Source organism: Burkholderia sp. AU28863 (assembly GCF_002223195.1).
GTDB classification, from domain to species: Bacteria; Pseudomonadota; Gammaproteobacteria; order Burkholderiales; family Burkholderiaceae; genus Burkholderia; species Burkholderia sola.
Map to the genome: position 1 here is coordinate 1,918,963 of NZ_NKFE01000003.1, position 22,796 is coordinate 1,941,758.

The window sequence follows — 22,796 nt, forward strand, 5'->3', positions numbered from 1 at the left end:
GCGCGTCGTCTTGGCCGGCGCTTGCGCGCCGCTGTCTCCCACCACCCGCACGCGGCCGCGAAGCCTGCGCACGATGCTGCACCGCACCACCTCACACGAACGTGACCCGCGGCCCGGCAGTTTCCACGATAAGCGCTCCAACTTACCCGTCACTTACGCGGCATGGCCGTTTCGTGCGCCGCGCCGCATCGAGCGCGGCTTTACGCTGTTACGACCGCGACCCTACAATCCTAACTGAACTCGCCTTCCGGATTCCAGCTTGAATCGCTACGCCTTCTTCCTCATCCTGTCGATGCTGTTCGTCGGCAGCAACGTCGGTATCGGCAAATCCATCGTTGCATTCGTCCCGGTCGCCATCCTCGCCACGCTGCGCTTCGTGATCGCGATCGCCGTGCTGTGGCCGCTGTTCAGTCCCGTGAAGATGCGCGCGGTCAAGCGCGGCGAATGGCTGAACCTGTTCCTGCAGGCGTTCTTCGGCACCTTCATGTTCACGCTGCTGATGCTCAACGGCGTGCAGCGCACGAGCGCGGTGGCCGCGGGCGTCATCACGAGCACGATCCCGGCGATCGTCGCGCTGTTCGCGTGGCTGATCCTGCGTGAAAAACCGAACGGCCGTGCGCTCGTGTCGATCGCGCTCGCGATCGTCGGCGTCGTGACGATCAACCTCGCGAATGGCGGCGCGGCCGGCCACGGCGCGCAGGGCGACGCGTCCGGTTCGCTGACCGGCAACCTGCTGATCCTCGGCGCGGTGTGCTGCGAATCGATCTACGTGATCCTGTCGCGCCGGCTCACGCAAACGCTCGCACCGATCGACATCTGCGCGTATACGCACCTGTTCGGGCTGTTCCTGATGCTGCCGCTCGGCGCGACGGCGCTGTGGCACTTCGATTACGCGAGCGTGCCCACCGGCACCTGGGCGCTCGTCGTCTGGTACGGGCTGTCGGCCAGCATCTTCTCGTTCTGGCTGTGGATGAAGGGCATCCGGCACGTGCCGGGCAGCCTCGCCGGCGTGTTCAGCGCGGTGCTGCCGATCGCCGCGGCCACGTACGGCATCGCGTTCCTCGGCGAGCGCCCGACGCTCGCGCACGGCATCGCGCTCGCGTGCGTCGTCGCCGGCATCGTGCTTGCGAGCCTGCGCGAGAAACGCATGCCGGCCGCCGCTTCCTGATCCGTCCCCGGCAGTGCCGGCGCGTCGCTGCAGCGGCGCCGGCCGACGCGTTACAATAGCGCGCCTTTTCAAGATTACCCCCGATACCTGCGCACCGCGCCCGTACCCCGACATGTCCGCCCCGCACTCGCCCGGCCATCCTGGCCGCCGCCCGCTTCGCCCCCTTCCCGCGCTGATTTTCATGAGCCGCTGGCTCCAGGTGCCGCTTTACCTCGGCCTGATAATCGCGCAGGCCGTCTATGTGTTCCTGTTCCTGAAGGAAGTCTGGCACCTGCTGTCGCATGCGACCGGTCTCGACGAAATCAGCGTGATGCTCGCCGTGCTCGGCCTGATCGACGTGGTGATGATCTCGAACCTGCTGATCATGGTGATCGTCGGCGGGTATGAAACGTTCGTGTCGCGGCTCGGCATCGAGGGCCACCCCGACGAGCCCGAATGGCTCGACCACGTGAACGCGGGCGTGCTGAAGGTCAAGCTGTCGATGGCGCTGATCAGCATTTCGTCGATCCACCTGCTGAAGACCTTCATCAACCCCGACCAGCACACGACGCACGCGATCATGTGGCAGGTGCTCATCCACGTGTCGTTCCTCGTGTCGGCGCTCGTGATGGCGTGGGTCGACCGCCTGACGACGCATACGCACCCGGCCCATTTCCACGAGACGCATGCGCCCGCGGCGTCCCGACCGGCGGCCTGAACCGTCGACAAACCATTTCCACTGTCCCCACAGAGTCTCAGCCATGACCGTCATCAAACAGGAAGACCTGATCCAGAGCATCGCGGATTCGCTGCAGTACATCAGCTACTACCACCCGCTCGACTACATCCAGGCCCTCGGCCGCGCGTACGAGCTGGAAGAGAGCCCGGCGGCGAAGGACGCGATCGCGCAGATCCTCACGAACAGCCGCATGTGCGCGGAAGGCCGTCGCCCGATCTGCCAGGACACCGGCATCGTGACGATCTTCGTGAAGGTCGGCATGGACGTGCGCTGGGACGGTGCGACGATGGGCCTTACCGACATGATCAACGAAGGCGTGCGCCGCGGTTACACGCATCCGGACAACGTGCTGCGCGCGTCGATCGTCAATCCGCCGGAAGGCGCCCGCAAGAACACGAAGGACAACACGCCGGCCGTGATCCACTACGAGATCGTGCCGGGCGACAAGGTCGACGTGCAGGTCGCGGCGAAGGGCGGCGGCTCGGAAAACAAGTCGAAGTTCGTGATGCTGAACCCGTCCGACTCGATCGTGGACTGGGTGCTGAAGACGGTCCCGACGATGGGCGCCGGCTGGTGCCCGCCGGGCATGCTCGGGATCGGTATCGGCGGCACCGCCGAGAAGGCGATGCTGATGGCGAAGGAATCGCTGATGGAGCCGATCGACATCCAGGAAATCATCGCGCGCGGCCCGAAGGACTGGGTCGAGGAACTGCGCGTGGAACTGCACGAGAAGGTCAACGCGCTCGGCATCGGCGCGCAGGGCCTCGGCGGCCTCGCGACCGTGCTCGACGTGAAGATCATGGCGGCGCCGACGCACGCGGCCTCGAAGCCGGTCGCGCTGATCCCGAACTGCGCGGCCACGCGCCACGCGCACTTCGTGCTCGACGGTTCGGGCCCGGCCAAGCTTGAAGCGCCGTCGCTCGACGCCTGGCCGAAAGTGCAGTGGGAACCGAACACGGAAACCAGCAAGCGCGTCGACCTGAACACGCTGACGCCGGAAGAAGTCGCGAGCTGGACGCCGGGCCAGACGCTGCTGCTGTCGGGCAAGATGCTCACCGGTCGCGACGCCGCGCACAAGCGCATCGCCGACATGCTCGCGAAAGGCGAGAAGCTGCCGGTCGACTTCACGAACCGCGTGATCTACTACGTCGGCCCGGTCGATCCGGTGCGCGACGAAGTGGTCGGCCCGGCCGGCCCGACGACGGCCACGCGCATGGACAAGTTCACCGAGACGATGCTCGCTCAGACGGGTCTGATCTCGATGGTCGGCAAGGCCGAGCGCGGCCCGGTCGCGATCGACGCGATCAAGAAGCACAAGGCGGCCTACCTGATGGCGGTCGGCGGTGCGGCCTACCTCGTGTCGAAGGCGATCCGCGGCGCGAAGGTGCTCGCGTTCGAAGACCTCGGCATGGAAGCGATCTACGAGTTCGACGTGCAGGACATGCCGGTGACGGTGGCCGTCGATTCGTCGGGTACGTCGGTGCACCAGACGGGTCCGAAGGAATGGCAGGCGAAGATCGGCAAGATCCCGGTCGCCACCGCTTAAGCGCGATCGAACGAAAGGCCGGACGGACGTCCGGCCTTTTTACTTCTCATTCTCATTATTGTGCTCGGCCGGTTGTTCAAGGCTGATTCTCATTACCCGCAAAAGGCAGGCCCGACAAGGCTTCGAGGCTTGGCTTTTCTCGTTCGAGCGATTATCGTTCGGTTTCTGAAGCCCCACTGAACAAGGAACAGCCATGCAAGGCGACAAGAAAGTCATCGAATATCTGAACGCCCAACTGAAGAACGAACTCACGGCGATCAACCAGTACTTCCTGCATGCGCGCATGTACAAGCACTGGGGCCTCGACAAGCTCGGCAAGCACGAATACGACGAGTCGATCGGCGAAATGAAGCACGCCGACTGGCTGATCGAGCGCGTGTTCATGCTCGACGGGCTGCCGAACCTGCAGGACCTGCACAAGCTGCTCGTCGGCGAGGAAACCGAAGAGATCCTGAAGTGCGACCTGAAGCTCGAGCAGATCTCGCAGTCCACCTGCAAGGAAGCGATCGCCTACTGCGAATCGGTTCGCGACTACGTGTCGCGCGAGATCTTCGAAAAGATCCTCGACGACACCGAAGAGCACATCGACTGGCTCGAAACGCAGATCGACCTGATCGGCAAGGTCGGCCTGCAGAACTATCAGCAAACGATGATGGGTTCGGCCGAGTAATCGCGCCACCCGCCAACTCGCCGCCCGCCTGACGATGACGAACCCGTCCGCCGCACCCGCACCGCGCGCCACCGCCCCTGTCGGCATCTTCGACTCGGGGCTCGGCGGCCTGTCGGTGCTGCGCGCCGCGCGCGCACACCTGCCCGACGAATCGTTCGTCTACGTCGCCGACTCGCACCACGCGCCGTATGGCCCGCGCGACGAGGCATTCATCACGGAACGCACGCTGGCAATCGGCGAGTGGCTCGCCCGCGAAGGCGCGAAAGCGCTCGTGATCGCGTGCAACACGGCCACGGCACGGGCAATCGCGGCCATCCGCGAACGCCTGTCGATACCGCTCGTCGGCGTCGAGCCGGGCATCAAGCCGGCCGCCGCGCTGTCCACGACCGGCGTCGCGGGCGTCCTCGCGACGCAATCGACGCTGAACAGCCCGCGCTTCCAGGCGCTGCTCGATCGCTACGGCGCGGGCCGCCGCTTCATCTGCCAGCCCGGCCACGGGCTCGTCGAAGCGATCGAACGCGGCGACACGGGCTCGCCCGCGTTGCGCGCATTGCTCGAGCGTTACATACAACCCATGCTCGACGACGGCGCCGATACGCTGGTCCTCGGCTGCACGCATTACCCGTTCTTCACAGACACGATTCGTGACCTTGTTGGCGAACGCCTGACGATCGTCGACACGAGCGATGCCATCGCGCGCCAGCTCGCGCGGGTGCTCAACGAGCGCGGTCTGCGCGCGCCGGCCGGCACGCATGCCGCGCCGCCCCGCTTCTGCTCGACGAGCGACGGCCTGCAACTGCGTGCGCTCGCGTCGACGCTGCTCGGCCTCGATGCGCCGGTCGAATCCGTCACCATTTCCTCGCCGAACGCGCACGCCTGCGCAACCGCCTGACGCGGGCGGGCGCGCCGTTCCAGCGGCGACCTCGCCTTCCTCCGCCGTTTCAAGGGTCCGATGACCTTAAAAAAAGCCGACCCAGGCTTGTCAACCTCTGCAAAATTAATGATAATAATTCGCATTAACGTTAGCTATCGCAACTCATCATGATCGTCTGCGTGTGCAAGTCTGTTTCGGATCGCAAGATTCGCGCGTCCCTCGCCGAGGGCGTGAACTCTTTCGATGAACTCCAGTTCGAGCTCGGCGTGGCCACGTGCTGCGGCAAGTGCGAGGAGTCCGTACGCGACCTCATGGCCGAGCAAGGCGTCTGCGCGAGCCGTTGCGGTGTCGAGCATCATGCGCATCCGATTCCGGTCACGTTCTACGACCGCAAGGCCGCCTGAGCGGCGCCGAGCGTGCGCATGCGGCCCAGGCCGCATTTTTTGTTTTGACCGTCAGCAAGCCACCGTCTGCGCGAGCCAACGGCTTACCTGCCAAGGAGCCTGTGATGGAATTGCTGATCGGATTCGTAACCACCGTTTGCATCTCGCTGCTGATCTTCCGCAAGTGATGCCGATTCACCCGCCGCGCCCCGGGTGCGACGTCGTTCTTTCAAGCTAACATGCAGGCTTCGCATCTCGCTCCTGCCGGCGCCATGCCGGCTGCACCACGTATGAATCCCCGAGTGATCGTCGTCGCGGTCGGTGTGCTTGCCGCACACGCGATCATGCTGACGGCCGCGTGGCTCCATCGCAACGCGCCGCCGCCGAAATCGGTCGAGGTCCAGACGATCACCGCGCAGCTCATCACGCCCGCGCCGATCGCGCAGCAGGTCGCGGCCGAGTCGATCCCGCAGCCGGCGCCGCCGAAGCCCGTGCCGCGCGTGAAGCCGAAGGTCGAGCCGAAGCCGGTGCAAAAGGCGGCGAAGCCGACCCCGCAGCCGGTTGCGCCGTCGCCGGCCCCGTCGCCCACACCCGCTCCCGCTGCCGATCCAACGCCGGCGCCGGCCGCGCCCGCTCCCGCGGCACCGGCCGCCACGCCGGGCCCGGCGCGCGAAACGATGCAGGTCAGCGCACCGAAGAACGTGCCGACGCTCCAGTGCAATTTCGTGAAGCCCGACTATCCGTCGATGTCGCGCCGCCGCGGCGAATCGGGCACCGCCTATGTTCACTTCGTCGTCGGCGTGACCGGCAAGATCGAAAGCATCGATCTGCAGAAGAGCAGCGGTTATCCGCGCCTCGACGATGCCGCACTCGACGCGATGCGCTCGACCACCTGCCGCCCGTACGTCGAGAACGGCCAGGCGATCCGCGCCGCCCGCACACAGCCCTACAGCTTCGGGCTCACCGACTAACCTGCCTCATCCGGAAGATTCAAAGGAAACAAAAAATGCAAAGCTACGGTATCGCGCACGTCTGGGCGCAAGGTGATTTCGTCACGCGCGCCATTGCGATCACGCTGCTCGTGATGTCGGTCCTGTCGTGGATCGTGATCGTCATCAAGGGCTGGAACGTGATCCGCCTGAACCGCCTCACGAAGAATGCCGAGCAGGCATTCTGGCATTCCGACAATTTCGACGACGGCATCAAGAAGCTCGGCCTCGCCGCATCGACGCCGAACGACAACCCGTTCCTCGCGCTCGCGCTGTCGGGCAAGGAAGCCGCCGACCACCACCACCAGACGCAACCGCACCTGCACGACCGCATGGACGTATCGGACTGGGTCACGCGCTGCCTGAAGGACACGATGGACGAAGGCATTTCGCGCATGCAGAGCGGCCTCGCGATCCTCGCATCGGTCGGCAGCACGGCGCCGTTCGTCGGCCTGTTCGGCACGGTCTGGGGCATCTATCATGCGCTGCTCGCGATCGGCGCCACCGGCCAGACGTCGATCGACCAGGTCGCGGGCCCGGTCGGCGAATCGCTGATCATGACGGCCTTCGGCCTGTTCGTCGCGATTCCCGCGGTGCTCGGCTACAACGCGCTGACCCGCGCGAACAAGGGCGTCGTCAGCAAGCTGCGCCGCTTCGCGCACGGCCTGCATGCGTACTTCGTGACGGGCGCGAGCCTCGCGTCGTCGTCGACGCGCGACGGCCTGCGTCTCGCATCGCGCGCCGCCAGCTGAGACGAGGTGAACCATGGCCATGAACACCGGTTTCAGCGACGATGACGACGATGGCGTGATGAGCGAGATCAACATGACGCCGCTCGTCGACGTCATGCTCGTACTCCTGATCATTTTCCTCGTGACGATCCCGGCGATGCAGCATGCGGTGAAGATCGACCTGCCGCACGCCAGCAGCCAGCCCGTCGACGAAAAGCCGCAGACCGTCGACGTCGCGATCCAGGGCGACGGCACGATCCTGTGGGACGACCACACGGTCACGCGCGAACAGCTGCAGGCACGCATCGCGGAAGCCGCGAAGCGCACGCCTCAGCCGGAATTGCATCTGCGCGCGGACCGCAAGGTCGCCTACGAACACGTCGCGGAAGTGATGTCGGATGCGCAAGCTGGCGGCCTGACGAAGCTCGGCTTCGTGACGGAGCCCGGCGCAAAAGCGAAGTAACGCGCGCAGGCTCCGTCGTCGCCAGCGCCCGTGCGCACACCTGGCCGGTCGCACCTGGCCGGTCGCACCTGGCCGGTCGCACACAAAGTAAAAGGCCTTCATCGCCAGATGAAGGCCTTTTTTCATGCGCACGCGGGCGCCTTCGGGCGGCGGGCTCTTCGGCGGTATCGGTTACGCCTCGAGCAACGCAAATGCGACTCTGCCGTGGTCTGCACGGACTGCGCGTTCTGCCCTATCTGGCTCGCAATATATGCGGCCACCTGATTTCGCTCAGAACTTCCTTCACGAAATGGGATTTCAATATAGGCCCGCCCGCGCACGCATTCAAGGTTCCGGCGATTGAAACTTGCGATTGCCGGCGACGCTTCAATGACAAAACAAATTTGCGTCGTCGTGCATGCCGTGTTCAGGTGGCCGAAACATCGGCCGCCGTTTCCTTCTTCGCGCGCTCGGGGCAACCCGGCTCCTTGTATGCGCCATGGTCAAGCTTCTCGACCAGGTAATCGACGAACGCACGGACCGCGGGCGGCATCCCCTGACGCGACACGAACACCGCATACAGCTGCGGCACCGGCAGCGTCCAGCCCGGCATCACCGGCGACAGTTGCCCCGCGCGCAACGCGTTGCCGTACATCATCTCCGGCAGCGCGGCGATGCCGAGGCCATCGAGCACCGCCTCGCGGATCGTCATCAGGTCGGCGGTCACGAGACGCGGATCATGCTCGTGCACATGGCGCGTTCCGTCCGGCGCGATCAGGTTGAAGACGTGCCGGCCGTCGACGCTCGGCGTATCGAGCGTCTCGAAGCCGGTCAGGTCGTCCGGCGCCAGCGGCGGTGCGTTCTGGCTCAGCAGGCTCGGCGCGCCGACCAGCATCTGCTCGGTGCGCCACAGCGGCCGCACGACGATGTTCGCGTTCTGCGGCGGCTCCGAACGCACGCGCAACGCGACGTCGATCGAATCCTCGAACAGGTCGATCACGCGATTCGTCACGCGCACATGCACCTTCACTTCGGGATAGCGGCGCAGGAATTCGGGCAGGATGCGCGACAGCATTGTCTGCGACAGCGTCACCGGCACGCTGACGCGCACCGAGCCGCGTGGCGACGCGCGCAACTGCTGCACCGCGTTCATCGCGGCCCGCGCTTCGGCGAGCATCGCCTGGCAATGCTGGTAGAACAGCTCCCCCGCCTCGGTCAGTGCGAGCTTGCGCGTCGAGCGCTGCAGCAGGCGCACGCCGAGCGCGGCCTCGAGCTCGGTCAGGCGCCGCGACAGACGCGATTTCGAGATGCCCAGCACGCGTTCGGCGGCCGAGAAGCCACCATGTTCGACGACCTGCGAGAAGTACATCAGGTCGTTCAGGTTATGTGCATCGATATTCATCTCATCGTTCCAATTTCAGAACAATCCATTGCGAACCGCCGCAAATCGCCCGGTAAAACGCCCAATATAATAGCGCTATGTTTCGAAAATAACGCTATTCCGATGATTTCGAGGGCTTCCCATGACCACCGCTCGCTCGCTTGATCGCACCTACCCCGCGCTTCGCACCACCGAAGGCGGCGGTTTCGTGGTTCACCGCCCATTCCCGACGCGGCTGCTGATGGATTTCGATCCATTCCTGCTGCTCGATGAAATGGGCCCGGTCGACTACGCACCCGGCGAAGCCGTGGGTGCGCCCGACCATCCGCATCGCGGCTTCGAGACCGTGACCTACGCACTCGATGGACGCTTCCGTCATCGCGACTCGTCAGGCCATGCCGGCACGCTCGGCCCCGGCGACGTGCAGTGGATGACGGCGGGTGCCGGTGTCGTGCACAGCGAGATGCCTGACCCGGCGTTCGCCCAAGCAGGCGGGCGTTCCCACGGCTTCCAGCTGTGGGTCAACCTGCCGCGGCGCGACAAGATGATCGCGCCGCGCTACCAGGAGATCCCGGCCGCCCGCATTCCGACCGCGACATCGCCGGACGGCCGCGCACGCGTGCGCGTCATCGCCGGAGAAGCATTCGGCGTAAAAGCCGCGATCGAGACGCGCACGCCGATCCTCTATCAGCACTTCACGCTGGAGCCCCGCGCAACCGTCACGCAGCCCGTGCCGGCCGGTTATCGCGTGTTTGCCTATCCGATCGACGGAACGGGCCTCTACGGGCCCGACAGGCAGGCTGTCGACGCACGGCACATGATCGTCTACGGCGACGATGGCGATGTCGTCACATTCGCTGCCGGCGACACGGCGCTCGACCTGCTGCTGATCGGCGGCGTGCCGCTCAACGAGCCGATCGTCCGTTACGGCCCGTTCGTGATGAATACCGAGGAAGAGATTCGGCAGGCTGTCGTCGACTATCAGACCGGTCGCATGGGTCGCATCGAAGCGTGAATCGGATCGGGCGGCAGGTGCCGCGAGGCCGGTGGTTTTGCGTCACAATAACTTCTTGAACCACGTGGCCACCCGCCACCAGAAGGAACCCGTCCCCTTGAACTTCGAACATCTGATCCAGATCAATTCCGACGATCCGGCCGTGCCGACCCTCAACCGCGACCAGCTCTGGGAAGGTCTCGTGCTGCGTGCGGAACAGCCGCAACTGTTCGTGATCGGCCTCGACAGCTGCGTCATCCGCGAACGGACCGACACGACGCTCGAACGCGAGCTGCACTACGGCCACGCGACCGTGCGCGACCACGTGACGTTCACGCCGAACCAGCAGGTCCGCTACGACATCCGTGCGGCCGATGGCGAGATCGGCGGCTCGCTGACGATGACAATCGAGGAACGCGACGACCATGAGCTGTTCCTGCGTTTCGAATACCGGACTACGCTGACGGTCACCGACGACAGCGAAGAAGCGCGACAGACGCACGGGATCGTCAAGGAGGCGTACCGCACGTCGGACATCGACACCGTTCGCCTGATCCGCGAGTACGCGCAGGGCCGCAAGGACCCCGATCCGCTGCACTGAACCGGGCGGCGGCCTGCGGGGCCGCCCCTTTGACTCAAGCTATCAGACTACACAAATCGATCGATAAAGAGTTTTTGTAAATGGGAATGGTTATCATTTAGAATTCATTCCATCGTATCGACAGTCACCGATCAAACCGAATGACCGACACCATGCGCCCGACCACGCTGACCCTGCGCCGCACCGCCGGCACCGCAGCCAGCAGCCGTCAGAAGACGGCAGCGGTCACCACGCCGGCGAAGCCCGCCGGCAACCGCGATGCAGGCACGCGGGTCGTCAACAGCGATGCGCTGCTGCAAGGCCAAAGCCACGTCAGCATCGCGCACAACGGAGAGACTTATCAGTTGCGCGCCACGCGGCTCGGCAAACTGATCCTGACGAAGTAACGACCGAGTATTGTGGGGACCACCTCCCTGAGAGGTGTTGGGCAGTAGCCAGCGTAACGGCTTGCACGCGAGATCTAGACCCCTTCGTGCAAACACACTCAAGCAGCCGTTGCAGCAAGCCAAGCCACTTTTTTGGTTCTCGCACCAGGAAGAAAAAAGCGACACGTCGACGGACGTGTCGCTTTTTTGTTTGGGCAGCCCATGCGCGAAGCACGCCGCCCGGGTGTCGTGGCTGCCGCCGATGCGCGGCAGCGAGAAGCGGCATGCGTGCCGCCTCAGAATCCCCAGAACATCAACCACCATGCGCTATCGACGACGGCCAACCCGACGGCGAACCACGCGAACGCCGCGAGCCGGCGCGGCCACGCCGCATAGCGCCCGGCCACCTTCCACGCGAGCCACGCACTCCATATGTTGGCGCCGACCAGAATCGCGATGCGCACATCGGTAGCCCAACCAAGCGGCACATGCTCGGCGCGCAGCAGCGACAGCGTCGTGGCCGACAGCCCGAGGAACACGCCCGCGCCCGCGATCGGGATCAGCGCCTGGGCGAGATGATGCAGACGCACGCGATCGAAGCGGCCGAGCATCAGCGTGGCGCCGGCCAGCAGCACCAGCAGCGCCGTGCCGTACACGAGCCCCGTGCCGACGATGTAGCTGACGACCAGTCCGCCATCGAGCCAGGAGAACACGTCGTTGCGATCCGGGTAGTGCGTGAGCAGGAACCACGGCGCATTGGTCTCGAGCGGCCACGTGATGTCGTGATCGATCAGCCAGCCCGCGAGCCATTGCTTGATCTGCACGAACCACGGGCTGACGGTCCAGTGGAACGCGCCGATCGCCACGCCGAGCAGGCCGTACAGGATCAGCGCGGTGTCCCACGGGTTGGCCCGCTCCGCACCGAGATTCACGACTTCGTCGGACGGCGAGCGCAGCGACAGCGAAATCGCGTCGCGGTGCCCGCTGCAGCGGCCGCACATATGGCAATCCGCCGCACCCTTCATATTGCGCAACGGCACAAGCGGCGCGCAGTTGATCGGAATCACGCGATGGCCGTGCTCGCCGTTCTTGTACGAACGGCGCCACGCATCCTCGTCGACCTTGTAGCGCATCGGCGCCAGCCGCGCGAGCAGCCCGAACACGCCGTTAACCGGGCACAGATACTTGCACCACACGCGCTTCTCGCGGCCGTACAGCACGCCGATCACGATCGCGCCGACGGTCGAGCCGCCGAGCACGAACAACACCGCGAGCGGGTACTGGTACACGCTCACCATCTGCCCGTAGATCGTCGTGATGCCGAACGCGACGAACGGCCAGCCGCCCCACCGAATCCAGCGCGGAATCGGGCCGCCGCGACCGAACTTGCTCGCGTATTCGGTGAGCGCGCCCTCCGGACACAGCACGCCGCACCACACGCGGCCGAGCATCACCATCGACAGCAGCACGAACGGCCACCAGATGCCCCAGAACGCGAACTGCGCGATGAGCGTGAGGTTGTTCCACAGATGCGCGGAATCGTCCGGCAGCGGCAACACCGCCGGCACGATGATCAGGAACGCGTAGACGGCGACGACGATCCACTGGATACCGCGGATCAGCGCACCGTGGCGCTGCATCCACTGGCCGGCCTGCGCGAGCCAGCCCGGCTTGACGGCGGCGACAACGCTCATGCCGCGCGACCCGCTGCGACGGCCGGACGGCGGCTCGCGCGCTTCATCAGCAGCCAGACGACCGCCCAGTACACCGCATAGGCGACCAGGTTGGTCAGCGCCGGATGCGCGCGATAACCGGTCAGCGTCGCGACGAGCGAACCGAAGGTGCCCGAATCGTCGAGGATCGCGGACGTGTCCCACACCTGCGAGATGCCGAGCGGCAGGATTTCCTTGTCGATCAGCTTGTCGACGCCGGTCTGGAACAGGCCCGCGCCGAGGAACAGCAGCATCACTTCGGTCACGCGGAAGAAATGCCGCCACGAGAAGTACTTGCCGCCGAGCTGCAGCAGATAGAACGTGAGGAACGCGAGGCCGAGACCGATCACGACCGCGAGCATCTGGCTGCCATCGACGTGGCCCGACTGGCCGAAACCGAGGCCGTACAGGAAAATCACCGTCTCGCTGCCTTCGCGGGCGATCGCGAGCGCGACCAGCACGGCGACGCCCCACCAGTTCGAATCGCGCGTGCTTTGCTGCAGCGACTGCTCCATGTCGCGCTTCAGCGTGCGGCCGTGCCGGCGCATCCACAGCACCATCTGCACGATCAGCACGCACGCGATCAGCACCATCGCCGTCTGGAAATAATCCTGCGCGTCGCCGGACAGCACTTCGGTGAACCCGACCAGCGCGGCGCCGAGGCCAACGGCCATCAGCAGGCCGACGCCGACGCCGGCCCAGAGGAAAGGCAGGCCGCGGCGCGCGTCATCGTCGCCGTTTTTCAGCCATGCATAGAGAATGCCGACGACGAGCAGCGCTTCCACGCTCTCCCGCCAGACGATGAACAAGATCTGACCCATCGATACCTCCTGACGCACGGGGCAAGGGACTGGCGCGCCCGCGCGCAGATAAAACGCGTTACTTCGCGACGATCACGCCCTGTGCCTGTTGGTGGAAATCGTCGAAAAACTTGTATTCGCCCGGCGACAGCGGGGCGACGACCACGAACGAGTCGGCGCCCGGCGCGAGCACCTTCTCCTTGCGCAGCTGCACGCTCTCGAATTCGGCGGCGCCCTTGCCGGTGTTCCTGATCTCGATCTTGAAACGCTGACCGGCCGGCACTTCGATGCGGGCGGGATTCAGCTTGCCATCCGTCATCTCGAGCTTGAACGTCGGCAGATCGGCCGCGTGGGCCGCGCCGGCAAGCCACAGCGCAGCGGCTGCGGCGACGATTTTCTGGGGAATTTTCATTCTGGGTTCTCTACGCCGACGGCGCGCCGAAGCGCGCCGTTCGTGATGCCACCGATCAGTAACCGCCCTTCTTGCCGATACCGGCGAACGGGAAGTCGTACTCGAGCGTGATGGGCTTGAACCAGGGACCCACGCCCGTTTCCTTGTCGACGTGGCGACCGAACGCCATGTGACCGGACTGCATCGGCGGCTTGACCACCATCGTCAGGTGGTACTTGCCGGGGCCGGCGAGCTTCACGTTGTCGCCGTAGTGCGGGCCGTCGCTCGCGACCATGCCCATCAGGTCGCCTTCGGCCTTCCACTTCGTGTCGCCCTGCTTCGTCAGCTTGTACGTAACCTGCAGGTACGGCATCCAGTCGCCTTCCGCGAAACCGGTCGGGTTGTTCTTGACCGCATGGATGTCGGCCTCGAGGTGGATGTCGGAATCCGACGCCTTGCGCATCATGCCTTCCGGGTCCATCGTGATCGGCTGCAGATACACCGCGCCAATTTCCATGCCGCCCTGGATCTGCTGCTTGCCGATCGGATACTCGGCAGCCGAGGCCGACATCGCGGCCAACGCCGCCGCTACCGCAACCGTCGTGCGGATGAACGAAGAACCCAACATGGACACTCCTTGTTATTTGTCTGACTATCTTGACGACATGCGGGCCGCCGCCGGGCCGCCCGCTGGAAACACTAACGCGACGAAGAACGTTAATGCGAACTATTCTCAATACATGGGGAGTTTAGCACCGAACCCGCTCCGGAACAAACGAAGAGCGCTGTAAACCCCTGATCCGACAAGGCTTACAGGCGCTTTACCAAAAGGATTCGGTGACGCTTGGAAAGATTTACCGCCCGCCGCTGATGTGGTCGCCGACGTTCGCGCCGAACACGCGTTCGCGCAGCACGGCAAGCTGGTCGCGGGTCGCGGCGGCCTTCTCGAATTCGAGATTCTTCGCGTAGTCGGCCATCTGCTTCTCGAGACGCTTGATCTCCTTCGCGAGCTGCTTTTCCGACATGTCCTCGAATTTCGCCCGCTGCTGCGCCTCCTTCAGCTCCGCGCGCGCGTCGTCGGCGTTGTAGACGCCGTCGATAATGTCCTTGATACGCTTCACGACGCCGCGCGGCGTGATGCCCATCTTTTCGTTGTAAGCGATCTGCTTCGCGCGGCGCCGCTCGGTTTCGCCGATCGCGCGCTTCATCGACTCGGTCATGTTGTCCGCGTAGAGGATCGCCTTGCCGTTCACGTTCCGCGCGGCGCGGCCGATCGTCTGGATCAGCGAGCGCTCGGCGCGCAGGAAGCCTTCCTTGTCCGCGTCGAGGATCGCGACGAGCGACACTTCGGGAATGTCGAGGCCCTCGCGCAGCAGGTTGATCCCGACCAGCACGTCGAACGTGCCGAGCCGCAGGTCGCGGATGATCTCGACGCGCTCGACCGTGTCGATGTCGCTGTGCAGGTAACGCACCTTGACGCCATGGTCGGCCAGGAACTCGGTCAGCTGTTCGGCCATGCGCTTCGTCAGCACGGTGATCAGCACGCGCTCGCCGGCCTTCACGCGCGCGTTGATCTCGGTCAGCACGTCGTCGACCTGCGAGCTCGCCGGCCGCACTTCGATTTCCGGATCGACGAGGCCCGTCGGTCGCACGACCTGCTCGGCGATCTGCCCCGTCACGCGCTTCTCGTAGTCGGCCGGCGTGGCCGACACGAACACGACCTGACGCATCTTGCGCTCGAACTCGTGGAACTTCAGCGGCCGGTTGTCGAGCGCCGACGGCAGGCGAAATCCGTAATTGACGAGGTTTTCCTTGCGCGCGCGGTCGCCGTTGTACATCCCGTTCAGCTGGCCGATCAGCACGTGCGATTCGTCGAGCAGCATCAGCGCATCGGGCGGCAGGTAGTCGACGAGCGTCGGCGGCGGATCGCCGGGCGCCGCGCCCGAGAAATGCCGCGAATAGTTCTCGATGCCCTTGCAGAAGCCGAGCTCCTGCAGCATCTCGAGATCGAAGCGCGTGCGCTGCTCGAGGCGCTGCGCCTCGACGAGCTTGCCTTCGCGATGGAAGAACTCGAGCCGTTCGCGCAATTCGTCCTTGATCGTTTCGACCGCGCGCATCACGGTGTCGCGCGGCGTCACGTAGTGCGACGACGGATACACGGTGAAGCGCGGAATCTTCTGCCGCACGCGCCCGGTCAACGGGTCGAACAGATGCAGCGTCTCGACCTCGTCGTCGAACAGTTCGACGCGCACGGCCATTTCCGCGTGTTCGGCCGGGAAGATGTCGATCGTGTCGCCGCGCACGCGGAACGTGCCGCGCTGGAAATCCTGCTCGTTGCGCGTGTATTGCATCGCGATCAGTCGCGCGATCACGTCGCGCTGGCCGAGCTTGTCGCCAGTGCGCAGCGTCAGGATCATCTGGTGGTATTCGGACGGATTGCCGATACCGTAGATCGCCGACACCGTCGCGACGATCACCACGTCGCGCCGCTCCATCAGGCTTTTCGTCGCCGACAGCCGCATCTGCTCGATGTGCTCGTTGATCGACGAATCCTTCTCGATGAACAGGTCGCGCTGCGGCACGTAAGCCTCAGGCTGGTAGTAGTCGTAGTACGAGACGAAATACTCGACCGCGTTGCGCGGGAAGAACTCCCTGAACTCCGCATAAAGCTGGGCCGCGAGCGTCTTGTTCGGCGCGAACACGATCGCCGGGCGGCCGAGCCGCGCGATCGTGTTGGCCATCGTGAAGGTCTTGCCCGAGCCGGTTACGCCGAGCAGCGTCTGGAAGGCAAGGCCGTCGCCGACGCCTTCGACGAGCGTGTCGATCGCGGTCGGCTGGTCGCCCGCGGGCGGATAGGGCTGGTAAAGCTGGAACGGCGACCCTTCGAAAGTGACGAATTTGGATTCATCGAGCGCGTCGCCGACTTCGGCATGATGTTCGGACATGGAATGCGGCCGGAGCAAGGGCAAAGAAAGCATTCTAGCGCTTCGTGGCCAAGCGAACTGCTGTCGACTCCTGACGCGCGGCGGCCGCCCGAAATCGCGATCCGTCGCCCTGATCGCGACGGAATCACCGCCCCCGCCAGCACGAATTCGCTACAATGTCAGGCTGCTGCGCTTCCCGGCGTCGCGCCGTGGGCGCGGTCTATTGCACCCGCCCCGCCGGTTGAAAGCCTGACCCTCTTTTCACTACTGCCGAATCATCATGTCGCTCTTCTCCGCTGTCCAGCTTGCTCCCCGCGACCCGATCCTGGGCCTGAACGAAGCCTTCAACGCCGATGCGCGTCCGACCAAGGTCAACCTCGGCGTCGGCGTGTACACGAACGAAGACGGCAAGATTCCGCTGCTGCGCGCGGTTCGCGACGCGGAGAAGGCGCGTGTCGAGGCCGGCCTGCCGCGTGGTTACCTGCCGATCGACGGGATCGCCGCCTACGATGCGGCCGTGCAGAAGCTGCTGCTCGGCAACGACTCGCCGCTGATCGCGGCAGGCCGCGTGGTCACGGCCCAGGCACTGGGCGGCACCGGCGCGCTGAAGATCGGCGCCGATTTCCTGCGCACCCTGAATCCGAACGTGAAGGTCGCGATCAGCGATCCGAGCTGGGAAAACCACCGCGCGCTGTTCGAAGCGGCCGGCTTCGAGGTCGTCGCGTACCCGTATTACGACGCAGCCACCAACGGCGTGAACTTCGAAGGCATGCTGTCGGCGCTGAACGGCTACGCGGCCGGCACGGTCGTCGTGCTGCACGCGTGCTGCCACAACCCGACCGGCGTGGACCTGACCGAAGCGCAATGGCAACAGGTCGTCGACGTCGTGAAGGCGCGCAACCTCGTGCCGTTCCTCGACATGGCCTATCAGGGCTTCGGCGAGAACATCGAAGCCGATGCCGCTGCCGTGCGTCTGTTTGCCGCGGCCGACCTGAACGCGTTCGTGTCGTCGTCGTTCTCGAAGTCGTTCTCGCTGTACGGCGAGCGCGTCGGCGCGCTGTCGATCATCACGTCGAGCAAGGAAGAAGCCACGCGCGTGCTGTCGCAACTGAAGCGCGTGATCCGCACGAACTACTCGAACCCGCCGACCCACGGCGGCGCAGTGGTCGCAGCGGTGCTCGCATCGCCGGAACTGCATGCTTCGTGGGTGCAGGAACTCGGCGAAATGCGCGATCGCATCCGCGCGATGCGCAACGGCCTCGTCGAGCGCCTGAAGGCGAGCGGCGTCGATCGCGACTTCAGCTTCATCAACGCGCAGCGCGGGATGTTCTCGTATTCGGGCCTGACCTCGGCACAAGTCGATCGCCTGCGCGACGAATTCGGCATCTATGCGGTCGGCACGGGCCGGATCTGCGTCGCCGCGCTGAATACGCGCAACCTCGACGCGGTTGCCAATGCGGTCGCCGCAGTCCTGAAGTAAACGGCGCCGGGCGGCGGCCGTCACCGGCCCCGCCCTGCCGACATGAAAAACGCGCTCCACGGAGCGCGTTTTTTTGCAGGCCAGCGCGGCGGGCGACGACAGCGCCCGCACCCGCGTTACTGCATGAACCAGCCGTGGCTGACGACGAACGATTGGCCGGTGAGCGCGGCGCTCGGGAACGCCGACAGGAACAGCACCGTCTGCGCGACGTCCTGCACCGTCGTGAACACGCCGTCGACCGTGTTGCCGAGCATCACCTTCTTGATCACGTCCTCTTCGCTGATGCCGAGCTCCTTCGCCTGCTCCGGAATCTGCTTGTCGACCAGCGGCGTGCGCACGAAGCCCGGACACACGACGTGCGAGCGCACGTTGTGCTTCGCGCCTTCCTTCGCCAGCACGCGCGCGAGACCCAGCAACCCGTGCTTGGCCGTCACATACGCGGACTTCAGCGGCGACGCCTCGTGCGAGTGCACCGAGCCCATGTAGATCACGACGCCGCCGCGATCGTCCTTGTACATGTGCTTGAGCGCGGCCTTCGTCGTCAGGAACGCGCCGTCCACATGGATCGCCTGCATCTTCTTCCAGTCGGAGAACGAATAGTTCTCGATCGGGTTGACGATCTGGATGCCCGCGTTCGACACGAGGATGTCGACCGAGCCGAACGCCTCGGCCACCTTGTCGATGCCGCTGTTCACGGCGTCCTCGTTGGTCACGTCCATCGCGACGCCGATCGCCTTGCCGCCTGCCTTGTTGATCTCGTCGGCCACCGCGTTCGCGCCGTCCTGGTTCAGGTCGGCGATCGCGACGGCCGCGCCTGCCTTGGCCAGCTCCAGCGCGATTTCCTTGCCGATGCCGCTCGCGGCGCCCGTGACGACTGCGGTCTTGCCGCTCAGATCTGCTGCCATGTCCGTCTCCTCCCGATATCGGATCGATAAAACACGCGCCCGTCGCATCCGCGCTCATCGCGAAATCGCATCGGCGTGCCAGCCGTCATTGTGCACGATCGGCCCCGCCGTTCGTGCGCAAAACGTCTAAGCTTAAGGTCGGTTCCGTTCAGCAGGAGAGTCTCATGCACTATCGACGACTAGGCCGCTCCGGCCTGCAGATCAGCGCGCTTTCCCTTGGCTCGTGGGTGACGTACGGCAACCAGGTCGACCAGCGGGTCGCGCGCGAATGCCTCGCCGCGGCACGCGACGCGGGCGTCAATTTCTTCGACAACGCCGAGGTCTACGCCGGCGGCAAGTCCGAGGAAATCATGGGCCAGGCGCTCAAGTCGCTGGACTGGCCGCGCGTCAGCTATATCGTGTCCACGAAATTCTTCTGGGGGCTCGCGGAAGCCCCGAACCAGTATCACACGCTGAACCGGAAATATCTGCTGAACGCGATCGACGGCTCGCTGCGCCGGCTGCAGCTCGACTATGTCGACCTCGCCTATTGCCATCGCCCCGATCCGCATACGCCGATCGAGGAAACCGTCTGGGCGATGAGCGACATGATCGTGCGCGGCAAGGCGCTGTACTGGGGCACGTCGGAATGGAGCGCCGACGAGATTCGCGCGGCATGCGAGATCGCCGAGCGGCATCATCTGCACAAGCCGGTCGTCGAACAGCCGCAGTACAACCTGTTCCACCGCACCCGGGTCGAGCAGGAATATGCGCGGCTCTACGACGATTACGGCCTCGGCCTCACGACCTGGAGCCCGCTGGCGTCGGGCCTGCTCACCGGCAAGTACCGCGACGGCGTGCCGGCCGGCAGCCGCGCGCAGTTACAGGGCTACGACTGGATGCGCGAACGCCTGACCGATCGGGCCGCCAACGACATCGTCGAACGGCTCGGCGAGATCGCGGCCGAACTCGGCTGCAGTACCGGCCAATTGGCAATCGCATGGGTGCTCGCGAATCCGCGCGTGAGTTCGGTCATCACGGGCGCATCGCGGGTCGACCAGATCGGCGACAACATGCGCGCGCTCGACGTTGCAGCGAAGCTGACGCCGGAGGTGAAGCAACGCATCGAGGCGGTGGTCGGCGACGCGTACGAGTAAGGCGACTCGCGGCCACTCGCGTACAATACGCGGCCGCATCGGCGCCCGGCCTGACGGCCGCGCGCGATCGACCGCTTTCATCGATTCACCTTTCGTTTCAGGCAATCCGCCATGCTCAGTTATCGTCACGGTTTTCACGCAGGCAATCACGCGGACGTGCTCAAGCACGCCGTCGTCGTCCAGCTGCTGCGCTACCTGAACAAGAAAGACAAATCGTACTGGTACATCGATACGCACGCGGGCGCCGGCGTGTACTCGCTACGCGACGGTTATGCAGCGAAGACGTCGGAATTCGATACCGGCATCGGCCGGCTGTGGAACGAAAAGAACCTGCCGGAGGCGTTGGGTGACTATGTGGACGAAGTCCGCGCGCTGAACGACGACGGCGAACTGCACTTCTATCCGGGCTCGCCGTACATCGCATGGCGATCGATGCGCGAGCAGGATCGTATGCGCCTGTTCGAAATGCACACGACGGAAATCGATGTGCTGCGCCACAATTTCCGCGATGCGGGGCGACGTGCGATGATCTTCGCCGGCGACGGCTTCGAAGGTATCAAGGCGCTGCTGCCGCCGCCGCCGCGACGCGCACTCGTGCTGATCGATCCGTCCTACGAGGACAAGAAGGATTACGCGCGCACGGTGAGCTGCGTGACCGAATGCCTGAAGCGTTTCGCGACCGGCTGCTATGCGATCTGGTATCCGCAGGTCACGCGGACAGAATCGCAGCGCTTTCCCGAGCAGTTGAAGCGCCTGCAGCCGAACAACTGGCTGCACCTGACGCTGACGGTATCGAATCCGCCGACCGACGGACTGGGCCTCTACGGTAGCGGGATGTTTATCCTCAATCCCCCGTATACGCTCGCCCAGAGCATGAACGAGGTACTGCCCTACCTGGTCGAGAAGCTCGGACAGGATAGCGGCGCCCGCTGTCAAATCGAACACCGCGGAAACTGACCGGGCGACGGTCGTTACGGCTGGGGCCTGGGCGCGAGCCTCGGCTGGTTGGCCGGCTGCCCGCCCCACGCGGGAACATTGATATACGGCGCGACGAACAGCGGAACCGACGTGTTCGGCCCCTGCCCGGCCGGAGCCCGCATGCCTGCCGGTTCGACGATCGGCTCCGGCGACAACGGCGCCGTCTGCAATACCAACCCGCCCTTGCCGTCCTGGATACCGCGCTGCGTATCGAGAACGAGCGGCCTGGACGACGTCGCGGCACCAGCCGCGACGCCCTGGATGAGCACGACTGCGCCCAGAACGAGACGCGCGCGAGCACTGCGACGCACATCAAAACGCAAACCCATGATCGTGTCCTTCACAATGAAAAGCAGGTCCACACCATAGCGCTGCACCGACGATTTCGCCAGATCCGGCGCACAAAAAACAAAGCCCCGTCAATACGGGGCTTGCTTATCGTGCGGTGCCACGCGGCACCTGACGGCGACTCTGATTACAGCGAGTAGCCGTTGGTTTCGAGCGAGCGGATGCGGCTCTCGAGCTGGACGATGTCCGACGACGTGGCGAGGTAAGCCTCACGGCGCTCACGTTCTGCGGATTCGAACCAGTTGCTCAGCTTTTCAACGATGTAGGCGATCATGACGTTCTCCAAGGAAGAGGGACCCCTGGTGAATCGAGATTCAGGGATTTCCCGTATAGGGTTATCCCGAATTATAGCGACGCCGCACCAATATGCTAGTGAAAAACTTGCATGGAGATCATTCCAAACTGGAATGAAGAGGAGCGGACCGCCTCCAACTCATTGATTTTTAATGACATGCCCTCTTTGCGCGTTTTGAGGCCCGAGCACACGCACTAATTTGGTTCACTGACGGGGTCGGCCAAGCGCGCCAAAATCGGGCACTCGGGCCGCCCGTCACCATGGCAGTGCGCAGCCAGATCAGCCAGCGTGTCGCGCATGTCGCTCAGCTCCGCGATGCGTTTGTCGAGTTCGGCCACGTGCTCAAGTGCGATCGATTTCACTTCTGCGCTGGCGCGTGAACGATCCTGCCAGAGCATCAGCAGCTTGCGGATGTCTTCGACGAGAAAGCCGAGTCGTCGGGCCTGACGGATGAACCGGAGGATATGGATTTCGTCCACGCCGTAGATACGGTAGCCGGCATCGGTACGCTTGCTCGGCGCCAGAAGGCCGACCTGTTCGTAGTACCGGATCATTTTCGCGCTGACTCCGGATTCGCGCGACGCATCGCCGATATTCATTCCCCGCCCCTCTCCATCAAGCCCTGGTTTCGAACACGACCATCGACGGATGCCATCGTCGACGATACATCGATCGTATCAAATCGCGGGGTTTCGTTCCGGGGAGAAGAGTTGACAGCAGATGATCTGACCTTGCGCGCACGCCATGGAGTTGCGAGGAAGGGGGCGCTTCGCCCCATGCTTTTTTGGACGCCGAAATGCAAAAACCCCCGCCTGATCGGGCGGGGGTTTCTGGCTTGAGGGAGCCTGACGATTACCTACTTTCACACGGGAATCCGCACTATCATCGGCGTAGAGTCGTTTCACGGTCCTGTTCGGGATGGGAAGGGGTGGGACCGACTCGCTATGGTCATCAGGCAAAGAGGG

General features: G+C 64.5%; 25 protein-coding genes and 1 rRNA gene. 15 read left to right on the top strand and 11 right to left on the bottom strand.

The features are described 5' to 3' along the window. Positions 1-259: 259 nt before the first annotated feature. The 9 genes from CFB81_RS11300 (at position 260) to CFB81_RS11340 (ending at position 7,542) form a co-directional block, all read left to right on the top strand. A complete protein-coding gene (locus tag CFB81_RS11300) occupies positions 260-1,168 on the top strand; it encodes a DMT family transporter (protein ID WP_089435302.1) in 909 nt (302 codons plus the stop codon). 112 nt (positions 1,169-1,280) lie between these two features. Then, on the top strand, positions 1,281-1,865 hold the full coding sequence (locus CFB81_RS11305; protein ID WP_069620923.1) for a TIGR00645 family protein: 585 nt from the start codon (positions 1,281-1,283) through the stop codon (positions 1,863-1,865). 43 nt (positions 1,866-1,908) lie between these two features. Further along, on the top strand, positions 1,909-3,432 hold the full coding sequence (locus CFB81_RS11310; RefSeq protein ID WP_059528380.1) for a fumarate hydratase: 1,524 nt from the start codon (positions 1,909-1,911) through the stop codon (positions 3,430-3,432). A 193-nt stretch (positions 3,433-3,625) separates the two neighbouring features. Continuing rightward, entirely contained in the window at positions 3,626-4,102 is a 477-nt protein-coding gene (gene bfr, locus CFB81_RS11315; protein WP_006478315.1) for a bacterioferritin, read from the top strand. Positions 4,103-4,136: 34 nt separating this feature from the next. After that, positions 4,137-4,994, top strand: a complete 858-nt coding sequence (gene murI / locus CFB81_RS11320) for a glutamate racemase (protein ID WP_089435303.1) — start codon at positions 4,137-4,139, stop codon at positions 4,992-4,994. Positions 4,995-5,143: 149 nt separating this feature from the next. Beyond that, positions 5,144-5,380: a bacterioferritin-associated ferredoxin gene (locus tag CFB81_RS11325; protein WP_006482749.1), complete on the top strand. Its 237-nt coding sequence runs from the start codon at positions 5,144-5,146 to the stop codon at positions 5,378-5,380. A 218-nt stretch (positions 5,381-5,598) separates the two neighbouring features. Further along, on the top strand, positions 5,599-6,330 hold the full coding sequence (locus tag CFB81_RS11330; RefSeq protein WP_006478312.1) for an energy transducer TonB: 732 nt from the start codon (positions 5,599-5,601) through the stop codon (positions 6,328-6,330). A 35-nt stretch (positions 6,331-6,365) separates the two neighbouring features. Then, on the top strand, positions 6,366-7,100 hold the full coding sequence (locus tag CFB81_RS11335) for a MotA/TolQ/ExbB proton channel family protein (RefSeq protein ID WP_006483875.1): 735 nt from the start codon (positions 6,366-6,368) through the stop codon (positions 7,098-7,100). 13 nt (positions 7,101-7,113) lie between these two features. Beyond that, positions 7,114-7,542: a biopolymer transporter ExbD gene (locus CFB81_RS11340; protein ID WP_089435304.1), complete on the top strand. Its 429-nt coding sequence runs from the start codon at positions 7,114-7,116 to the stop codon at positions 7,540-7,542. 406 nt (positions 7,543-7,948) lie between these two features. On the opposite strand, the gene CFB81_RS11345 is transcribed toward CFB81_RS11340, so the two are convergent. Then, positions 7,949-8,923, bottom strand: coding sequence for a LysR substrate-binding domain-containing protein (locus CFB81_RS11345; RefSeq protein ID WP_050018189.1), 975 nt, complete (start codon positions 8,921-8,923; stop codon positions 7,949-7,951). 121 nt (positions 8,924-9,044) lie between these two features. Between CFB81_RS11345 and CFB81_RS11350 the strand changes: the two genes are divergently transcribed. From CFB81_RS11350 to hemP, 3 genes are all read left to right on the top strand, one after another. Beyond that, positions 9,045-9,917: a pirin family protein gene (locus CFB81_RS11350; protein WP_069620926.1), complete on the top strand. Its 873-nt coding sequence runs from the start codon at positions 9,045-9,047 to the stop codon at positions 9,915-9,917. 97 nt (positions 9,918-10,014) lie between these two features. After that, positions 10,015-10,497, top strand: a complete 483-nt coding sequence (locus CFB81_RS11355; RefSeq protein WP_069620927.1) for an SRPBCC family protein — start codon at positions 10,015-10,017, stop codon at positions 10,495-10,497. 140 nt (positions 10,498-10,637) lie between these two features. Next, positions 10,638-10,883 (top strand): hemin uptake protein HemP, encoded by a 246-nt coding sequence (hemP, locus tag CFB81_RS11360; RefSeq protein WP_089435305.1) that lies wholly within the window; start codon positions 10,638-10,640, stop codon positions 10,881-10,883. Between the two features lie 275 nt (positions 10,884-11,158). On the opposite strand, the gene CFB81_RS11365 is transcribed toward hemP, so the two are convergent. The 5 genes from CFB81_RS11365 to uvrB all read right to left on the bottom strand — a co-directional run bounded on the left by CFB81_RS11365 (position 11,159) and on the right by uvrB (position 16,710). Next, a complete protein-coding gene (locus CFB81_RS11365) occupies positions 11,159-12,556 on the bottom strand; it encodes a 4Fe-4S binding protein (RefSeq protein ID WP_069620929.1) in 1,398 nt (465 codons plus the stop codon). Further along, positions 12,553-13,395, bottom strand: a complete 843-nt coding sequence (locus tag CFB81_RS11370; protein ID WP_027784952.1) for an FTR1 family protein — start codon at positions 13,393-13,395, stop codon at positions 12,553-12,555. Before CFB81_RS11370 ends, CFB81_RS11365 begins: the two co-directional genes overlap by 4 nt. Positions 13,396-13,453: 58 nt before the next feature. Further along, positions 13,454-13,786: a cupredoxin domain-containing protein gene (locus CFB81_RS11375; protein ID WP_006478303.1), complete on the bottom strand. Its 333-nt coding sequence runs from the start codon at positions 13,784-13,786 to the stop codon at positions 13,454-13,456. A gap of 55 nt (positions 13,787-13,841) precedes the next feature. Further along, on the bottom strand, positions 13,842-14,393 hold the full coding sequence (locus CFB81_RS11380) for an iron transporter (protein WP_006483880.1): 552 nt from the start codon (positions 14,391-14,393) through the stop codon (positions 13,842-13,844). Positions 14,394-14,619: 226 nt separating this feature from the next. Continuing rightward, complete coding sequence (gene uvrB, locus CFB81_RS11385; protein ID WP_089435306.1) at positions 14,620-16,710, bottom strand: excinuclease ABC subunit UvrB; 2,091 nt, start codon at positions 16,708-16,710, stop codon at positions 14,620-14,622. A 259-nt stretch (positions 16,711-16,969) separates the two neighbouring features. Between uvrB and CFB81_RS11395 the strand changes: the two genes are divergently transcribed. After that, positions 16,970-18,169, top strand: a complete 1,200-nt coding sequence (locus CFB81_RS11395) for an amino acid aminotransferase (RefSeq protein ID WP_006478300.1) — start codon at positions 16,970-16,972, stop codon at positions 18,167-18,169. A 116-nt stretch (positions 18,170-18,285) separates the two neighbouring features. Here the strand turns inward: CFB81_RS11395 and CFB81_RS11400 are convergent, their stop codons facing one another. Then, positions 18,286-19,074: a 3-hydroxybutyrate dehydrogenase gene (locus CFB81_RS11400; protein WP_069620933.1), complete on the bottom strand. Its 789-nt coding sequence runs from the start codon at positions 19,072-19,074 to the stop codon at positions 18,286-18,288. 164 nt (positions 19,075-19,238) lie between these two features. Here CFB81_RS11400 and CFB81_RS11405 point away from each other — a divergent pair, with 164 nt between their 5' ends. Together CFB81_RS11405 and CFB81_RS11410 are read left to right on the top strand one after the other, a co-directional pair. After that, the gene (locus CFB81_RS11405; protein WP_069620934.1) at positions 19,239-20,210 is read left to right on the top strand and encodes an aldo/keto reductase; all 972 of its coding nucleotides are present in this window, start codon (positions 19,239-19,241) and stop codon (positions 20,208-20,210) included. Between the two features lie 111 nt (positions 20,211-20,321). Next, positions 20,322-21,167: a 23S rRNA (adenine(2030)-N(6))-methyltransferase RlmJ gene (locus CFB81_RS11410; RefSeq protein WP_069620935.1), complete on the top strand. Its 846-nt coding sequence runs from the start codon at positions 20,322-20,324 to the stop codon at positions 21,165-21,167. 14 nt (positions 21,168-21,181) lie between these two features. Here CFB81_RS11410 and CFB81_RS11415 read toward each other — a convergent pair whose 3' ends face one another. The 4 genes from CFB81_RS11415 to rrf all read right to left on the bottom strand — a co-directional run bounded on the left by CFB81_RS11415 (position 21,182) and on the right by rrf (position 22,787). Continuing rightward, complete coding sequence (locus tag CFB81_RS11415) at positions 21,182-21,517, bottom strand: hypothetical protein (RefSeq protein WP_089435379.1); 336 nt, start codon at positions 21,515-21,517, stop codon at positions 21,182-21,184. 146 nt (positions 21,518-21,663) lie between these two features. After that, positions 21,664-21,810, bottom strand: a complete 147-nt coding sequence (locus CFB81_RS11420) for a DUF3563 family protein (RefSeq protein ID WP_006478295.1) — start codon at positions 21,808-21,810, stop codon at positions 21,664-21,666. A gap of 215 nt (positions 21,811-22,025) precedes the next feature. Beyond that, positions 22,026-22,430 carry a Cu(I)-responsive transcriptional regulator gene (cueR, locus tag CFB81_RS11425; RefSeq protein WP_069620936.1) on the bottom strand — a complete coding sequence of 135 codons (405 nt, stop codon included), beginning with the start codon at positions 22,428-22,430 and terminating at the stop codon, positions 22,026-22,028. Positions 22,431-22,674: 244 nt separating this feature from the next. Next, a 5S ribosomal RNA gene (gene rrf / locus CFB81_RS11430) occupies positions 22,675-22,787 on the bottom strand. Positions 22,788-22,796 lie beyond the last annotated feature (9 nt).

Excerpts from the sequence above, each read along its gene's own strand:
- CFB81_RS11375 (WP_006478303.1), bottom strand. The coding sequence starts at position 13,786 with ATGAAAATTCCCCAGAAAATCGTCGCCGCAGCCGCTGCGCTGTGGCTT.
- CFB81_RS11400 (WP_069620933.1), bottom strand. The coding sequence starts at position 19,074 with ATGGCAGCAGATCTGAGCGGCAAGACCGCAGTCGTCACGGGCGCCGCG.
- CFB81_RS11395 (WP_006478300.1), top strand. The coding sequence starts at position 16,970 with ATGTCGCTCTTCTCCGCTGTCCAGCTTGCTCCCCGCGACCCGATCCTG.
- CFB81_RS11345 (WP_050018189.1), bottom strand. The coding sequence starts at position 8,923 with ATGAATATCGATGCACATAACCTGAACGACCTGATGTACTTCTCGCAG.
- bfr (WP_006478315.1), top strand. The coding sequence starts at position 3,626 with ATGCAAGGCGACAAGAAAGTCATCGAATATCTGAACGCCCAACTGAAG.
- CFB81_RS11340 (WP_089435304.1), top strand. The coding sequence starts at position 7,114 with ATGGCCATGAACACCGGTTTCAGCGACGATGACGACGATGGCGTGATG.
- CFB81_RS11350 (WP_069620926.1), top strand. The coding sequence starts at position 9,045 with ATGACCACCGCTCGCTCGCTTGATCGCACCTACCCCGCGCTTCGCACC.
- uvrB (WP_089435306.1), bottom strand. The coding sequence starts at position 16,710 with ATGTCCGAACATCATGCCGAAGTCGGCGACGCGCTCGATGAATCCAAA.
- murI (WP_089435303.1), top strand. The coding sequence starts at position 4,137 with ATGACGAACCCGTCCGCCGCACCCGCACCGCGCGCCACCGCCCCTGTC.
- CFB81_RS11305 (WP_069620923.1), top strand. The coding sequence starts at position 1,281 with ATGTCCGCCCCGCACTCGCCCGGCCATCCTGGCCGCCGCCCGCTTCGC.
- CFB81_RS11370 (WP_027784952.1), bottom strand. The coding sequence starts at position 13,395 with ATGGGTCAGATCTTGTTCATCGTCTGGCGGGAGAGCGTGGAAGCGCTG.
- CFB81_RS11310 (WP_059528380.1), top strand. The coding sequence starts at position 1,909 with ATGACCGTCATCAAACAGGAAGACCTGATCCAGAGCATCGCGGATTCG.
- CFB81_RS11420 (WP_006478295.1), bottom strand. The coding sequence starts at position 21,810 with ATGATCGCCTACATCGTTGAAAAGCTGAGCAACTGGTTCGAATCCGCA.
- CFB81_RS11325 (WP_006482749.1), top strand. The coding sequence starts at position 5,144 with ATGATCGTCTGCGTGTGCAAGTCTGTTTCGGATCGCAAGATTCGCGCG.
- CFB81_RS11410 (WP_069620935.1), top strand. The coding sequence starts at position 20,322 with ATGCTCAGTTATCGTCACGGTTTTCACGCAGGCAATCACGCGGACGTG.
- CFB81_RS11415 (WP_089435379.1), bottom strand. The coding sequence starts at position 21,517 with ATGGGTTTGCGTTTTGATGTGCGTCGCAGTGCTCGCGCGCGTCTCGTT.
- hemP (WP_089435305.1), top strand. The coding sequence starts at position 10,638 with ATGACCGACACCATGCGCCCGACCACGCTGACCCTGCGCCGCACCGCC.
- CFB81_RS11330 (WP_006478312.1), top strand. The coding sequence starts at position 5,599 with ATGCAGGCTTCGCATCTCGCTCCTGCCGGCGCCATGCCGGCTGCACCA.
- CFB81_RS11335 (WP_006483875.1), top strand. The coding sequence starts at position 6,366 with ATGCAAAGCTACGGTATCGCGCACGTCTGGGCGCAAGGTGATTTCGTC.
- CFB81_RS11380 (WP_006483880.1), bottom strand. The coding sequence starts at position 14,393 with ATGTTGGGTTCTTCGTTCATCCGCACGACGGTTGCGGTAGCGGCGGCG.
- CFB81_RS11365 (WP_069620929.1), bottom strand. The coding sequence starts at position 12,556 with ATGAGCGTTGTCGCCGCCGTCAAGCCGGGCTGGCTCGCGCAGGCCGGC.
- CFB81_RS11405 (WP_069620934.1), top strand. The coding sequence starts at position 19,239 with ATGCACTATCGACGACTAGGCCGCTCCGGCCTGCAGATCAGCGCGCTT.
- cueR (WP_069620936.1), bottom strand. The coding sequence starts at position 22,430 with ATGAATATCGGCGATGCGTCGCGCGAATCCGGAGTCAGCGCGAAAATG.